Source organism: Cupriavidus sp. USMAA2-4 (genome assembly GCF_001854305.1).
In the GTDB taxonomy this organism is placed as follows: Bacteria; Pseudomonadota; Gammaproteobacteria; order Burkholderiales; family Burkholderiaceae; genus Cupriavidus; species Cupriavidus malaysiensis.
Genome location: NZ_CP017748.1, coordinates 212,506 through 226,212, shown reverse-complemented (window position 1 = coordinate 226,212; position 13,707 = coordinate 212,506). Strand labels below are relative to the sequence as shown.

At 67.4% G+C, this 13,707-nt stretch carries 14 protein-coding genes; 11 read left to right on the top strand and 3 right to left on the bottom strand.

All coding sequences use genetic code 11. The annotated features are described in order from the left end of the window. Positions 1 to 195: 195 nt before the first annotated feature. The gene (mnmC, locus tag BKK79_RS01145; protein ID WP_071012921.1) at positions 196 to 2,193 is read right to left on the bottom strand and encodes a bifunctional tRNA (5-methylaminomethyl-2-thiouridine)(34)-methyltransferase MnmD/FAD-dependent 5-carboxymethylaminomethyl-2-thiouridine(34) oxidoreductase MnmC; all 1,998 of its coding nucleotides are present in this window, start codon (positions 2,191 to 2,193) and stop codon (positions 196 to 198) included. Positions 2,194 to 2,397: 204 nt separating this feature from the next. Here mnmC and BKK79_RS01140 point away from each other — a divergent pair, with 204 nt between their 5' ends. Next, positions 2,398 to 3,255 carry a 23S rRNA (adenine(2030)-N(6))-methyltransferase RlmJ gene (locus BKK79_RS01140; protein WP_071012923.1) on the top strand — a complete coding sequence of 286 codons (858 nt, stop codon included), beginning with the start codon at positions 2,398 to 2,400 and terminating at the stop codon, positions 3,253 to 3,255. Positions 3,256 to 3,353: 98 nt separating this feature from the next. Here BKK79_RS01140 and BKK79_RS01135 read toward each other — a convergent pair whose 3' ends face one another. Then, complete coding sequence (locus BKK79_RS01135) at positions 3,354 to 3,719, bottom strand: VanZ family protein (RefSeq protein WP_071012924.1); 366 nt, start codon at positions 3,717 to 3,719, stop codon at positions 3,354 to 3,356. A gap of 236 nt (positions 3,720 to 3,955) precedes the next feature. Here BKK79_RS01135 and BKK79_RS01130 point away from each other — a divergent pair, with 236 nt between their 5' ends. The 5 genes from BKK79_RS01130 (at position 3,956) to BKK79_RS01110 (ending at position 7,273) form a co-directional block, all read left to right on the top strand. Beyond that, complete coding sequence (locus tag BKK79_RS01130) at positions 3,956 to 4,219, top strand: hypothetical protein (protein WP_071012926.1); 264 nt, start codon at positions 3,956 to 3,958, stop codon at positions 4,217 to 4,219. 2 nt (positions 4,220 to 4,221) lie between these two features. After that, entirely contained in the window at positions 4,222 to 4,482 is a 261-nt protein-coding gene (locus BKK79_RS01125; protein ID WP_071036884.1) for a hypothetical protein, read from the top strand. A 287-nt stretch (positions 4,483 to 4,769) separates the two neighbouring features. Beyond that, the gene (locus tag BKK79_RS01120) at positions 4,770 to 5,297 is read left to right on the top strand and encodes a metal-dependent hydrolase (protein WP_071016382.1); all 528 of its coding nucleotides are present in this window, start codon (positions 4,770 to 4,772) and stop codon (positions 5,295 to 5,297) included. A 788-nt stretch (positions 5,298 to 6,085) separates the two neighbouring features. Continuing rightward, positions 6,086 to 6,913 carry a hypothetical protein gene (locus tag BKK79_RS01115; protein ID WP_198173299.1) on the top strand — a complete coding sequence of 276 codons (828 nt, stop codon included), beginning with the start codon at positions 6,086 to 6,088 and terminating at the stop codon, positions 6,911 to 6,913. Positions 6,914 to 7,081: 168 nt separating this feature from the next. Further along, a complete protein-coding gene (locus BKK79_RS01110) occupies positions 7,082 to 7,273 on the top strand; it encodes a hypothetical protein (protein ID WP_071012931.1) in 192 nt (63 codons plus the stop codon). A gap of 120 nt (positions 7,274 to 7,393) precedes the next feature. Here BKK79_RS01110 and BKK79_RS01105 read toward each other — a convergent pair whose 3' ends face one another. Next, positions 7,394 to 7,690: a hypothetical protein gene (locus BKK79_RS01105; protein WP_071012933.1), complete on the bottom strand. Its 297-nt coding sequence runs from the start codon at positions 7,688 to 7,690 to the stop codon at positions 7,394 to 7,396. A gap of 340 nt (positions 7,691 to 8,030) precedes the next feature. Between BKK79_RS01105 and chrA the strand changes: the two genes are divergently transcribed. The 5 genes from chrA (at position 8,031) to BKK79_RS01090 (ending at position 13,648) form a co-directional block, all read left to right on the top strand. After that, a complete protein-coding gene (gene chrA, locus BKK79_RS01100; RefSeq protein ID WP_071036882.1) occupies positions 8,031 to 9,272 on the top strand; it encodes a chromate efflux transporter in 1,242 nt (413 codons plus the stop codon). A 111-nt stretch (positions 9,273 to 9,383) separates the two neighbouring features. After that, on the top strand, positions 9,384 to 10,004 hold the full coding sequence (locus tag BKK79_RS01095) for a class I SAM-dependent methyltransferase (protein WP_071016384.1): 621 nt from the start codon (positions 9,384 to 9,386) through the stop codon (positions 10,002 to 10,004). Positions 10,005 to 10,192: 188 nt separating this feature from the next. Beyond that, positions 10,193 to 10,360 (top strand): hypothetical protein, encoded by a 168-nt coding sequence (locus BKK79_RS40095; protein WP_157128339.1) that lies wholly within the window; start codon positions 10,193 to 10,195, stop codon positions 10,358 to 10,360. A 784-nt stretch (positions 10,361 to 11,144) separates the two neighbouring features. Then, a complete protein-coding gene (locus BKK79_RS40090) occupies positions 11,145 to 11,318 on the top strand; it encodes a hypothetical protein (RefSeq protein WP_156811237.1) in 174 nt (57 codons plus the stop codon). Between the two features lie 560 nt (positions 11,319 to 11,878). Further along, on the top strand, positions 11,879 to 13,648 hold the full coding sequence (locus tag BKK79_RS01090; RefSeq protein ID WP_071036881.1) for a hypothetical protein: 1,770 nt from the start codon (positions 11,879 to 11,881) through the stop codon (positions 13,646 to 13,648). Positions 13,649 to 13,707 lie beyond the last annotated feature (59 nt).

The following is a 13,707-nucleotide window of genomic DNA, read 5'->3' as shown; positions in this document are numbered from 1 at the left end:
AATCCAGTGATGTGTTTGTTCGTCAGCCAATCCGATTGCGCGCCAGTCCGTGCGGCGCACCGGCAGGAAGCGTCAGCCACGGCGCACCGGCACGCCAGATCACTCTGGTACCGGCAGGCACTCGCGAACTGCAAACTCTCCGCGCAAACGGAAAACGACCATTATCGCACGGTTTTGATTCGCTTCCGGCAGTTTTTACCCTGATTGCCGCCCGCCGGCTTCCAGGTGTCCGTGACGCAGAGCCCGGAGCAGCAGCCGCGCCGGATCCAGCGCGTCCGCCAGGTCGCTTTCCAGCGGCAAGGGCTCGCCCTCGATCTGGCTGGCCAGCAATTCGGCCCCCAGGGCGGCCCAGGTCAGCCCGCGCGAAGCGTAGGCCAGCGCCGCGTACAGCCCCGGCAGGCGGGGCAGATCACGCAGGTGCGCGCCGCGCAGGGCCTGCGCGTGCCGCGCCGCCTCAGCCTCGTCGGCCACTGCGCCGACAAAAGGCAGGCGATTGTGCGACACCGTGCGCACGCCGACGTAGCCGCGCAAGCTGGCCGGATCCAGCGCGCGCGCGGCATCGGCCGTGGCCGGCAACAGCGCCGCCAGCCGCGCCAGGTTGGCCGCGTGGATTTCCGGCCGTTCGAAGCGCGGCCCGGCATCGTCTTCATAGCTCGAACCGACGCGCGCGCAAGCGTCCGCCCCCTGCGGCAGCAGGTAGCCGGCGCCGGTGACCACGCAGTCCGGCCAGCGCCCCAGCGCGGCCACCGCCTCGGGTGGCAAGGTGGTCAACTGGCCACGCACCCGGCGCAAGGGCAGGAATTGCAGCGGCAGCAAGCGCTCCGCCTGGTGCGCATTGGCCATGACCAGCACCGGCGCCTCGGCCAGCACTTCGCCGGCGGTGCCGGTCGCCTGCCAGCCGTGCGCTGTGCGGGCCAGCGCGGCCACGGTGCAGCCGAAGCGGGCCTGCACCGCCGCGCCGGCCCGTGCCAGCTGGGCGCGGCAGATGTCCGGCGGCGCCACCCAGCCGCCCTGGCCGAACCACAGGCCGCCGCGCGCAACGGCCGCGCCGTGGCTGGCGGCCGCCTCCTCCGGCGCCATCCAGCGCACGTATTCGGGCGGGAAACCCAGCGCCTGCAGCGCGCCGTGCAGCATGGCCGCCTCGGCTTCGTCCGCCCCGGTCTGCAGCACACCGCAGGCGTGCCAGCCGACCGGGTAACCGGCCTCGGCCAGCGCCTGCCAGGCCCGCAGGGCATACAGGTTGCCCGCCCGCGACAGACGCGAAAGCAGGCTGTCATCGGCGGACAGGTGCGCATGCATAGCCGCGGCGTGATGCGCCGAGGTCTCCTGTGCCGGCCCGGGATGGGCATCGAACAAGGAGATGCGCCAGCCGCGCGACGCCAGGCGCTCGCTCACTGCGCAGCCGGCCAGCCCGGCGCCGATCACGATGGCATGGCGCTCCGGCCATTGCGCCGGCATGACCGGCGGCCGTCGGCGGTTGCGCCATTCGGTGCGCATGCTGGCAACCGTCATGTCGCGCTTGCCGGCGAAACCCGGCGCCTTGGCCACGTCGAACCCCGCCGCCTGCAGGCCGCGCCGGACGAAACCCGCCGCGGTGTAGGTGGCCAGCGTGGCGCCGGGCCGCGCCAGGCGGCCCAGTCCCTTCATCACCTCCGGGGCCCACATGTCGGCGTTGCGCGCCGGCGAGAAACCATCGAGATAGAAGGCGTCGGCGCCCAATGCGAGCTTCGGCAACAAGGTTTCCACGTCGCCCAGCGCCAGTGTCAGCACCACCGCGCCATCCTCGAACGCGAGCCGGTGCAGGCCCGGCAGCGCCAGCGGCCAGGCAGCCTGCAACTGCACCGCCAGCGGCTGCAGCGCCGCCTCCAGGCCGGCATGCAACTCGCGCAGGCCGGCCTGCGTGAACGGATGCTTCTCGATGGAGACGAAATGCAGGCGCGCACAGCGCGCCGGATCGTCGCGCCAGGCCTGCCAGGTAGCGAGGAAGTTGAGGCCCTGCCCGAAGCCGGTCTCGACGATCACGAACTGCTCGCGCGCACCCCAGGCCTGCGGCAGCCGGTTGCCGCCGAGAAAGACATGGCGCGCCTGCGCCAGGCCGCCCTGGCTGCTGTGATAGACGTCCGCGTAGCGTGGGGAATATGGCGTGCCGTCAGGCGAAAGGATGGGTTCGGCAGGTTCGAGTGCTCGTGGCATGGAGCGCGGGGACAGGGTCCGGCCTGGGGCCGGTGGTGCACGGAAGGAGCGTAAGGACTGCGAAGCGGGACAGCGCAAGGTGGACCCGAGGTGGGCCCGAGGTGGGCCCGAGGCGGACTTCGGGCATACCTGGGGCGGGCCGGATGGTAGCATAGCGCCCTTCCCAGGCATTTCACCGCGCCGGCCGTGCAGGCGCCCCACCCCATGCTCAGCTATCGACACGCCTTCCACGCCGGCAATCATGCCGACGTCCTCAAGCACGCCACCGTGGTGCAGTTGCTCGACCACCTGACGCAAAAGGACAAGGCGTTCTGGTACATCGACACCCATGCCGGCGCCGGGCTCTACGCACTCGACCACGCCTACGCCCAGAAGCGGGCCGAGTACGCCACCGGCATCGCCCCCATCTGGGAAGCCGCCGCCGGCGGTACCGCCTTGCCCGCCCTGCTGGACGACTACCTCGAACAGGTGCGCGCGCTGAACCCGGACGGCACGCTGCGCCACTACCCCGGTTCGCCGTGGCTGGCCTGGCAGATGCTGCGCGAGCAGGACCGCCTGCGCCTGTTCGAACTGCACAGCACCGAGATCCAGGTCCTGCGCGACAATTTCCGCGGCGCCGGGCGCCGGGTCATGCTCTACGACGGTGACGGCTTCGGCGGCATCAAGGCCATCCTGCCGCCGCCGCCGCGCCGCGCGCTGGTGCTGATCGACCCTTCCTACGAGGACAAGCAGGATTACGCCCGCACCGTCCAGACCCTCAAGGACGGCATCGAGCGCTTCGCCACCGGGGTCTATGCCATCTGGTACCCGCAGGTGCAGCGCCGCGAATCGCTGCAACTGCCCGTCCAGCTCAAGCAGTTGCCGCTCAAGAGCTGGCTGCACGTCACGCTGACGGTCAAGCACCCGGTCGAGGGCGGCCTCGGGCTGCACGGCAGCGGTATGTTCATCGTCAATCCGCCATGGCGCCTCGAAGCCACGCTGCGCGAGGCGATGCCGATGCTGTCCGGCCTGCTCGCGCAGGACGACGGCGCCGGCTTCCTGATCGAATCGCACGAGGCCTGAGCCCGGCCGGCGGGGGCACAGCGCAGGCGCGGCCCTCGCTCAGCTCCCTCCGCGCGCCGCCAGGCGCCGACGGAGCAGCGCCGGCACGCGCCCGGCCCTCAGGCCCGCCTTTCGGCCGGCCACATGCGCGCCACGGCCAGTCCGGCGCCGAATCCCAGCGCCAGTCCCACGGCATCGGCCAGCAAGTCTAGCCACTCAGCCGAGCGGTAGCCGGTGAAGGATTGCAGGATCTCGATCAGCCCCCCGAACGCGAGCAGGCCAAGCCAGACCCGGCCCGGCCATGCCGGGTACGCGCGCCATCCTGTCAGCATCAACACCGCGAAGCCCAGCATATGGTTGGATTTGTCCCAGCCGGTAGTGGGCACATACGGCTCGGGCGGGATCAGCGAAAGGACCAGCACGGCCAGCACGCAGGGCCAGAAGAGGCAGCGCCAGAGACGCGGCGCGCGCGGGGACAGCGGCATGGGTCGAACTCCGGAGGAAGGCGCGGACGGACGCCGATTGTAGCGACAACACCACCGCAGGGATGCCGCTGGCCGGCCCATCCCCTCCTCGGCGGGACACCGACATCCTTTCCGGCAGCAGGACTTCCCTGCCGCATGCGCGCCAGCTATACTGTATATTCATACAGTATTCATCGCCTTCGACGATCCGTCGCCTGACCTGCCCTGGCCCGCCGCCAGCCCCGCCGAGGAACGCCATGCGCCCAGAACCTGCCAACTGCCCGCTCTGCAAGTCCGCCGCCGAACGCATGCGCAAACGCGGGCCGGCCGGCTTTGTCTACACCTGCCCGGCTTGCGGCAGCTTCGAAATGGGCAATGCGGCGCTGCGCCAGGCGGCCAGCCTCGGCGGCGCACTCCAGGCCGACCTGCGCCGCTTGCGCCAGTACGGCTATCGGCCGCGGATCGACTTCAACAGCCGGGACGGCATGCGCATCAGCCCGGCCGACACCTCACGGAACTGAACATGGTGCAATTCGCGGTCGATGCCATCTCGCTGGAATCCGATCCGATCGGCGGCCACGCCGAGTCGCTCCGCCTGCCCTGCGCGGCGGTCTGCGTGACAGGGGGCGTGCTGCTGGTGAACGGGCTGCACACCAGCCTCCTTGCGCAGCTGCCATGGCCCCCCGACTACCTGTCCTTCGAGGCCGGCGGCGAACGTCATCGCTTTCCGGTTGCGCGGCCCGCGATCACCGGCCCCAGGGCCGTGCGCTTTCCCATTCTTTGAGTCCGAAACCAACCCCCGGTCCTCGCCAGGCCTCCTCCTTCTGAGTCGGCCAAGGGGTGGCCGAACACATCGCATGCCTGGTCACCCTCGAACGCTTGCAGCCAGCCAACGCCGTCTGCCACGGCCACCCGCGCGGCGAGCCGGCATCCGCGGCGCAACCAGCCTGGCGGACGGGGGCGCTGCTTCCCCCGCTGCTTCCCCTGCTGCGCGTCCCCTGCTACTTCCCATTTCCGCGCGGGCCGGCGACCATCGCGCCCCCTCTTTCCATTGACCTGCACCGCAACAACATGGCCTCGAACAAAGCCCACCACGCGACCGGATGGGCTGCAGGCCTGATCGCCGCAGCGCTGGTCGCTCATGCTGGCACGGCCGGCCCCCAGGGACTCCGGGCCGGCCTGGCGCTGTTCGGCGCGATCGCCGGCGGCACGGCTCCGGATTGGCTCGAGGTGGCCTGGTGGTCGCGTTCGCGCCGGCTGTGGATCACGCATCGGACCCTGACTCACTGGGGCATCGGCTGGGCCGCTGCGTGCGCCTGGGCCTACCATTCGCTGGCCGCACATCCCGTCGCCGCACTGGGCTTCGGCTTCGCCTGCGGTGGACTGATGCACCTGCTGGCCGACTGGCCGAATCCCCGTGGCGTACCCTGGATCTACGGCAGGCACTCGCTCAAGCTCTGGAACAGCGGCCGCTGCGACCTGATCGTTATCGCAGCTGCATGGCTGGCCGCCGCCGCGGTCGCCGACCACGTCTGGTTCCACGGTATCCATAGCCGCTGGCTTGTCGACGTGGTACGCGCCGGGCGCCCGATTTCCTGAGCAGGCAACGCGCACCTTGCGGCGGCATGCGCAGGCGTCTGCCGGCATCCATGCCGCCCTTCCGCAGCCAGAGCACGACGACGCCCCCCCTCCCGAGGATACCGGGCGCATGACTCACGACACGATTCGGGTATCCGGGCCTCGCTAAGGGGCAGCTGAGGGGCAGCTAAGGGGCAGCTGAGGGGGCAACCAAGGGGCCCCTGCTCCCGACCCGGATCTCCCGTCCGAGAACCAGGTTCCTGACCCTTCCCCGGGTTATGGCAGCCCTGGCAAAAATCCCTCTGCGCAAACCCCGGCACCGTATGTGCCGCCATATTGTCTGCCCACCCCGCACACATGCCGATCGAATATCGAAAGAGAAGCCATTTATTTCCCAGCCATCCTTTCAGGATAAAAACCCCACCAACGAAGGGCATTACCACGCCGCTCACGGGATTCCCACAGCCCCGCCCGTGACAAGGCAGCACAGCCGGACCAACAAGGACTAAAATCGCCGTTTTCCAGTTGCCATTGCCCTCGGTCCGATGCGTTGGCTTGTCGACGCCGGCGTTCCCGCCAGTCAGGTCATTTCGCGCACAGGATTGGTACGCCGCGGGGAAATGGATTATCCAGGCCGCACGTCGCGGAGACATGCACACGATCGGGCGCTCACGCTGTTCGGCAAAATATACTCCCGCCGGAAAGACGGCGTCGGCCCCAATGGGTAATGCGCAGCGGATGGCATCGAAATCAGAACAAGCAACGGAAGCTGAAACAGCGAGGGAAGCACAATGCATGTGAAGTACCTGATGATTACCATCGCCGCCGCGACTGTGACGGCCTGCGGGGGCGGGGGCGATTCCGGCTCCCTGTCATCCCTGGTCTCGCAACCGACGACCCCGACCCCGGCTCCCACGCCGACACCCACACCGACACCGACGCCGAGCCAGGTACCACAGAGTGCGGCCGAGGGGATCTGGATCGGCACGACCAATACCAACCGTACGGTCAACGGCGTGGTACTCAACGATGGCAGCTACTATCTCTTCTATTCGCCAGCCGGGCAGCCGGGGCAGATCGGCGGCGTCATCCAGGGCAGCGGCACGGCCAAGGGCGGCAGCTATGCTTCCGGAGATGGCCGCGACTTCAACCTGGCGGCGAACACCTTGACCGCACTCAGCCTGTCGAGCAGTTACCAGGAGCAGAAGACGCTCGCCGGCATGGTCACCTACGTCGCGGCGGGCGGCCCCACGGAGACGCTGACAACGGTCTACAGTTCCATGTACGAGGCGAAGCCGGCACTCTCCGCTCTCGCCGGCCAGTATTCGGTCCAGATCGGCGTGCTCGGCACCGTCGGCACGGCGACGCTCGCCGTGGGCAGCGATGGCTCCCTGGTCGGCTCGAGCGCCAGTATCAGCACCAGCACCAGCAATAGCTGCGGCATCTCCGGTACGTTGGCACCACGCGATCGGGGCAACGCCTACGATGCAACCATCGTGTTCGACGCCAATTGCGCCTACCCCACGCAGACCACGAAGGGAGCCGCCTATTTCGATGCTTCCAGCAAGCGCCTCTATGTGGTTACGGTGAACAACGAACGCACCCGCGCCGCAGCGATCGTCGGTACCAGACCCTGATGCCCCGCCTCACCATGCATTGACATGGGCTCAAGGCACGGGTCTCTTACGCCCGGCACGCCCGACGCCCTTCGCCATAGACGATGGCAAGAGGCAATGCGCCCGCCCTAACGTAGAATTCGCGCCGGAGAATCGCCGGCGCGAATGTGTCACGCTACGGAGGCCTCTATGAGCGTCACCTTGAAATTCTGGTCAGAGGACGGCGAAGTCGCGGCCGTCGATGTGCCGCCTGCGGAACTGGCCACGCAACTGAATCCAAGCCCGACGGGAACCACCGTCGCGCAACCGCCGGCCCACCGGTCGCAGCCGGAACGCTGGACCATGCCGGACGAACCGGACCACCTGGGCGATTTCGCGTAGCACGAAACCTCATCGGATACGCTGCCTTGGGGACAGCGCCGCACAGGCGCCGCAGGAGAAGGGGCCTCCATCACGGGCCCATAGCGCGCCCTGCAGCGCGGGCCGCCCCTTCAGGGCTGCTCAGGCATCCGCCAGCCGCGAGGCGAACTGCCGCGTGATCATTTCCACGCCGAGATCGAGCAGCATCGACGCATCGGAATCATCACCGATCGACGCCACGCTGACCAGCCGGAAGGACAAGACTGTCATCGTGTACTTCTGCCGGTACACATCCGCATAGGACTTCAACTGATGCAGGGCGTCGTTGAGGGGCAGCAAGGTGGCATATGCCGCCAGCCGTGCGCGCGAACTGACGAAGCTGTTCGCATTGGGTTCTGTCCGGGTCGACAGTGTTTCCTCAAGTGTCAACAGCAGCATCGCAACCTCTCTCACCCTCATACCCGGCGGACAGACACGGCAACCGATCGGCCTGCAGGCCGCCTGTAGGCATATCGGAGCGCGGATTGCCCGGCCGCGGCAGGAAACCGTCATCTGCGGCAGCCGCGCGGACGACCATGTCGGGATCATACGCCGCCGATAACTGCCCGCCACCCTGCCCGAGCAGGCCACCCGATCCGAGCGGCGGCAGACCCGCCCGGGGCTTGCGCCTCGCGCGGGGATCATGCGCTCCATGCGCCACGGCATGGAAACCGGATAGAATCGGCGCCGGGCCGTTCGCCGAACAGCCCGCCCCCACCAGCCGGACTCGCACCCTGATATGTTGCCGCCAGCCAGCGCAGCGCCCACCACCCGACCGCATGGCACCGCCGGCGAAATCCTGGCCGTGTTTCTCAAACTGGGCCTGACTTCCTTCGGCGGGCCGGTCGCCCACCTCGGCTACTTCCGCCGCGAATTCGTCGAGCGACGCCAGTGGCTGAGCGACGAGGCGTTCACCGACCTGGTCGGACTGTGCCAATTCCTGCCCGGGCCAGCCAGCAGCCAGGTCGGCTTCTCGATCGGCATGCTGCGCGCCGGCTGGCTCGGAGGGCTGGCCGCCTGGTGCGGCTTCACGGTGCCTTCCATCCTGCTCCTGCTTGCTTTCGCCGCCATCGCGCCGGGACTCGGCGGAGCGCTCGGCCAAGGCCTGATCCACGGCCTCAAGCTGGCCGCGGTGGCCGTCGTTGCGCAAGCCGTCTGGGACATGGCGCGCAAACTGTGCCCCGATCACCGTCGGGCGGCCATCGCGCTCAGCGCCATCCTGCTCCTCAGCGTGCTGACAACGGTCTACGCGCAGGTCATCGCCATCGGTGCCGGGGCCGTGCTGGGACTGCTGCTGTGCCGGCGTACCGATGGCGCCGGCATGGGTGCGCCTGCATCACCCGCGCCAGGCGGCCCGCTCTCGCGCCGGACCGGAATCCTGGCGCTGGCACTGTTCTGCGCACTACTGATGCTGGGCACCGCGCCGCTGCTCGGCCAGCAGTTCGGCCGCGCGGCCGAAGTCTTCGACGCGTTCTACCGCTCGGGCGCATTGGTATTCGGCGGTGGCCACGTCGTACTGCCGCTGCTGCAGAACGAAACCGTGGCCACGGGCTGGGTGTCGTCAAGCGATTTCCTGGCCGGCTACGGCGCGGCGCAGGCGGTGCCCGGTCCCCTGTTCACCTTTGCCGCCTACCTGGGCTGGATGATGGCCGAACCGCCGCACCACCTGGCCGGTGCCGCGCTCGCAACGGCCGGCATCTTCCTGCCCGGCCTGCTGCTCGTGCTGGCGGCCTTGCCCTTCTGGCACACGCTGCGTGCCCGACCGGTGGCCGCGGCCATGATGCGTGGCGTCAATGCCGCCGTGGTCGGTCTGCTGGCCAGCGCACTCTATTCCCCGGTGTGGACCAGTGCGGTGCATACTCAACTAGATTTTGCCGCCGCCGCGATAGCCTTTGTGCTGCTCACCCGCTGGAAGGCACCGCCCCTGGTGGTGGTCCTGCTGTGCGCGCTGGCCGGCATCGCCCCGGCGGCGGTGGGCTGAGGCGAGAATCCGCCGGCTGCCGCCGGCACCGTACGCAGGCCAGGCCACGCTGCCAGTCCACGGATGGCCGCGATGAACTCACAAGCAACCGGCATGGGCGGCATGGACGACATGAACAGCAAGAAGCACTGGGAAGCGGTCTATGGCAGCAAGAGCGCCGACGCGGTCAGTTGGTATGCGCCGCATCTGCAGACCTCCCTGCGCTACATCCAGCGCGCCGCGCCCGACCGCCACAGCCGCATCATCGATATCGGCGGCGGCGAGGCCACGCTGGTCGACGACCTGCTCGCCGCGGGATATGAGAATCTCGCCGTGCTCGACCTGTCGGAAACGGCACTCGCGGCAACCCGGCTACGCCTCGGCACGGCGGCCGCAGCGGTGCAATGGCTCGCTGCGGATGTGCTCGAATCCGACTTCGCCCCGGATTCGCTCGATGTCTGGCATGACCGCGCCGTCTTCCACTTCCTGACCACCGACTTGCAGCGCCGGCGCTACGTCCAGCAGGTGCTCAAGGCCCTGCGCGTCGGCGGCCATGCGATCGTCGCCACGTTCGGGCCGGACGGTCCGCTCCAGTGCAGCGGCCTGGACGTTGCGAGGTATGCGCCGGAGCAGTTGCATGGAACCTTCGGTGCGCCATTCCAGTTGATGGACAGCACCACCGAGATCCATACCACCCCCTGGGGCGCCCCCCAGCAGTTCACCTACTGCTTCTGCCGCATGCAGGAGCGCTGACCGGCATCGGGCCCGAGCCATGGCAACAGCGGGCGGTGCCCCAGCGGTGCCATACCCCCGGCCGACCGCGTGCGGACCAGATCCGCCACCTTTGTTTGCAGAAGCAGACGCCGAAAACAGCCATACTTTTCCAATATGCCGACGCCGCACGGCATGTACGATTCACTAAAACGAATTCGGGAAAGTCCATGCCCTACATCAAAGCGGCAGCCTGCCTGCTCGCCTGCGTAGTGGTCAGCCTGGTCCTGGCCGACCGCTATCCCCAGTATGACGATGCCCTCGCCCTGGCGGGCCTTGCGTCCGGTCTCGCGCTCGCGGGCCGCGCGGTCTTCCGCGGCACCCGCAAAGCCAGCTGATTTCCCCTTCCCTGGCCGGGCTCCCGGCCTATCCGGGCGCTGAGCGCCGGCTCCTGCGCTGAGCCGGCCCACCTGCCCGGCGCGCCTCGCGACCCGTTTCCGCGACCTCCCTGCCCGTCCTTTCCGCACGTTTCGCGGCTCGCCGAGAATCAGCTCGACGTTCATTGCCCTCACTCGCAAACGCTAAGCCGGGCAGCCGGCCTGCCTGCCACCCCGGCGCGCCACGACGCCACATTCCCCTGCGTACTGCCTGCCGCCTTGGGCGCCAGCGCGAATTCACCTCCCGAGCCCATGGCGAAGACGATGCGTCAACCACGAAAGAATTGCGAAAGTAAAGTGTCAAAAATATTTCATTAAGTTTTACTTATATCTGTGTTCAAATTATCTAAAGCAGCGTTGCTGCACTCCCAAGCGCGCCTATTGCGCAAGGCTGGCCGGCAACCATGCCAGCCAGCCCCCTTTTCCTCCCAACCCCACATTCGAGGTAATACGGAAAAGGCGTTGGAGAATCGATACACAGCTCGCCGCGCCTCCACGATCCGACATGACTGTGCTCTACTTGGCATGCGCAGGCCGCTATGCGCAATCCTTGTACGCCGGGCAACCGAGCCATTCCGTTGTCCGGCGTCTTCCTCCCTCGCGCTGGCGCCGCCCACCGGCCGCATCGGTATCACCGCCCTCCAGTCAGAGAAACAGAGGCCGATTTCCCCTTCATTTCCCCGGCTCGGCGACCGCACCTCGGGCGTAGGATCCGTATCATGATCGTGCTCCTCGAGGAAACTGCATGCCGCACCTCAAGGCTCTTGCCACCCTGTCTGGCTGCCTGACGCTCGCCATGCTGATGGCGCAGCGGTTCCCCCAATATGCCGACGGCATGGGCCTGGCCGGCATCACCCTTGGCCTCGGACTCGCCGGACGCCTCATTTTCCAAAGCCCGGACAGGACCATCGATCCTTGATGGCCGGCCTGCCCCGACCGGGCGATCCTTCGCCTGTCGGGGCCTCCCCGCTTTTCCGCACCGCCCGCGCACGCCCAGCCTGACGCAGCACAGGCCTGCCCGCGCCTGGCGCCGCCTCTCCGCGCCGCGCCATCCCGCCAAAACCTCTCCCCGGCGAAAAGCCACCATTTCAGCACAATGCCGGACCATGCATCCCACGGCCGGTAGCGTCCGCATGCGTCCAGACCCCGCCCAGGGCGCAACGCCTCGGCAGCCGCGATAACGCCTCGCCAATCTACACGCACGTAGTCGTGCAATGGCTCAATGGCTCAATGGCTCAATGGCGCAATCGCAAGCACACCCGCCCGCCCGACGTGCCGACAGCGAATTACGGCATTAAAGTCTCATCCATAAGACGTATATTCATATTATCTGAATAATCATGCATTTTGACATTTTTAGCATATTAAACATTTTTGTCACACAACAAAAACAAACTGCCAACGCCTCACAAGAAGGCAACGCAGCCGATCACGCTGCGGTTTCAGCAATAAAAACCGGAACCCCAACAACCCCACAAAATGAAAAAGAAACTGTCTTCCTATCCGACCCGTCGCATTCTGCTCGGCCTGACGGCAATTGCCGCGGCAAGCGTGCTGGCCGCATGCGGCGGCGGTGATAACGCCTCGAATACGACCTCGCCCTCCACCTCCAGCCCGGGCAACGGCAACTCGTCGGCCACGGGCAACGCCTACGCCACAGGCAACCTGCTGGTTTCGCGTTCGGCCTATGACCCGGCCTTCGTCGTCAGTGGCCAACTCCCCTACAACGCCACGCCGACCACCACCAATACCGCGCCCGTCAGCGCGGTCTCCCCGGGCACCTTCCCCAACGTCTTCACCAACGACGCCAACGATGGGAACTTCGGCGTCACCTCCAAGGCTTACCTGGACCAGTGGACGCCGGGAGCATTCGCTCCGTCCCAGACGACCGACATCACGGCAGCCGCTGCAACCCTGGCCGCGCCCGAGGCTTTCTCCACCAGCTTCGCTTCGAAATCGGAACTCGGGCTGACCGTCTCGCTCGACAAGAAGTCGATCACGTTCATGGGCTATAACGCCGCGCCGAACCAGCTCGATATCTCGAACTCGAACACGCCGGGCGTGGTGGACACCACCAATACGGACGTCGCCACCGCCACCTACCGCACCGTGGCCCAGCTCGACTTCTCCACCGGCAAGCTCGCCTTCACCCATACCAACGCCTATAGCGGTAACAACGGGCGTGCGGCGGTCCTCGCCGGTGGCATGTACTACATGGTGGGCAACGCCGGCAACTCGGGCAAGAATCCCAAGCCGACCACCGCACAGCTCGACATGCTGAGCATGAGTACCGGTGTACAGAGCATTGCGGCCGGCAGCACGTGCGCCTTCACGCAAGTGATCGGCACCTTCCAGTCCGGATCGGGCACCGGCACCTACACGGCCGCGCCGGCCGGTACCGCTTGCTCGCTGGCAAGCCTCGGCACCATCGCCGGCGGCAGTCCGACCGGCGACCAGTTCGGCTTCACCATCGCCAGCCTGCCGACCACGCCGGCCACCGCAGCCGACAAGACCGGCAAGGATGTCAATCTGCGCGGCCTCTATGTCGGCCCGGACGGCACCATGTACGTGTCCAAGGGCAGCGGCGGTAATGGCGTGAACACGGTCTACCAGGTCGGCGCGGCAGGCGTGCTCGCCAACGGCGGCAAGCTGCCGCAGAACGCGGCCATCAGCATCCTGCCAGGCTTCCCCACCACCCTGGCGACGAACCTGCCGGCCAGCATCACCTCGGCGAGCCAGGTCACCGGCACGATGTATCCGTTCGGCATGTGGATGCCGTCGAGCAACACGTCACTGATGTTCGTTGCGGATGAGGGTGATGCCGTCGTCGGCGACCAGCAGATCGGCAGCGGCGGCCTCTGGGTCTACCAGAAGCAGAGCGGCATCTGGACGCCGATCGCCCACCTGACGGCCGGCCTGAATCTCGGCACCGCCTACACCGTCACCGATGCCAAGGGCACGTATGGCACCGCCGGCGCCAGCTACACCACCACGCCGGACGGGCTGCGCAACCTGACCGGCCAGGTCAACAGCGACGGCTCCTTCACCCTGTACGCGACGACCTCCACGATCGGCAACAGCCTGGGCTCAAAGTTCGACGCGGGCGCCGACTCGAACCAACTCGTCAAGATCACGGTATCCGTCAACGGTTCGACCGTGACGGCGAGCGGAAGCGGCTTCAGCGTGATGCAAACCGCGCCGTACGGCCAGGTCCTGCGCGGCGTGGCACTGGTGCCGAGCGCCTCCTAGGCGACAAAGCGCACCTGATACGGTGGCGGGCCATTGCCGGACGGCCCGCCATCCTGTGG

Bases quoted from the DNA above. Each gene is read 5' to 3' on its own strand.
- BKK79_RS01110 (WP_071012931.1), top strand. From the start codon at position 7,082: ATGAGCGTCACCTTGAAATTCTGGTCAGAGGACGGCGAAGTCGCGGCC.
- BKK79_RS40090 (WP_156811237.1), top strand. From the start codon at position 11,145: ATGCCGCACCTCAAGGCTCTTGCCACCCTGTCTGGCTGCCTGACGCTC.
- BKK79_RS01120 (WP_071016382.1), top strand. From the start codon at position 4,770: ATGGCCTCGAACAAAGCCCACCACGCGACCGGATGGGCTGCAGGCCTG.
- mnmC (WP_071012921.1), bottom strand. From the start codon at position 2,193: ATGCCACGAGCACTCGAACCTGCCGAACCCATCCTTTCGCCTGACGGC.
- BKK79_RS01135 (WP_071012924.1), bottom strand. From the start codon at position 3,719: ATGCCGCTGTCCCCGCGCGCGCCGCGTCTCTGGCGCTGCCTCTTCTGG.
- BKK79_RS40095 (WP_157128339.1), top strand. From the start codon at position 10,193: ATGCCCTACATCAAAGCGGCAGCCTGCCTGCTCGCCTGCGTAGTGGTC.
- chrA (WP_071036882.1), top strand. From the start codon at position 8,031: ATGTTGCCGCCAGCCAGCGCAGCGCCCACCACCCGACCGCATGGCACC.
- BKK79_RS01095 (WP_071016384.1), top strand. From the start codon at position 9,384: ATGAACAGCAAGAAGCACTGGGAAGCGGTCTATGGCAGCAAGAGCGCC.
- BKK79_RS01140 (WP_071012923.1), top strand. From the start codon at position 2,398: ATGCTCAGCTATCGACACGCCTTCCACGCCGGCAATCATGCCGACGTC.
- BKK79_RS01130 (WP_071012926.1), top strand. From the start codon at position 3,956: ATGCGCCCAGAACCTGCCAACTGCCCGCTCTGCAAGTCCGCCGCCGAA.
- BKK79_RS01115 (WP_198173299.1), top strand. From the start codon at position 6,086: ATGATTACCATCGCCGCCGCGACTGTGACGGCCTGCGGGGGCGGGGGC.
- BKK79_RS01090 (WP_071036881.1), top strand. From the start codon at position 11,879: ATGAAAAAGAAACTGTCTTCCTATCCGACCCGTCGCATTCTGCTCGGC.
- BKK79_RS01125 (WP_071036884.1), top strand. From the start codon at position 4,222: ATGGTGCAATTCGCGGTCGATGCCATCTCGCTGGAATCCGATCCGATC.
- BKK79_RS01105 (WP_071012933.1), bottom strand. From the start codon at position 7,690: ATGCTGCTGTTGACACTTGAGGAAACACTGTCGACCCGGACAGAACCC.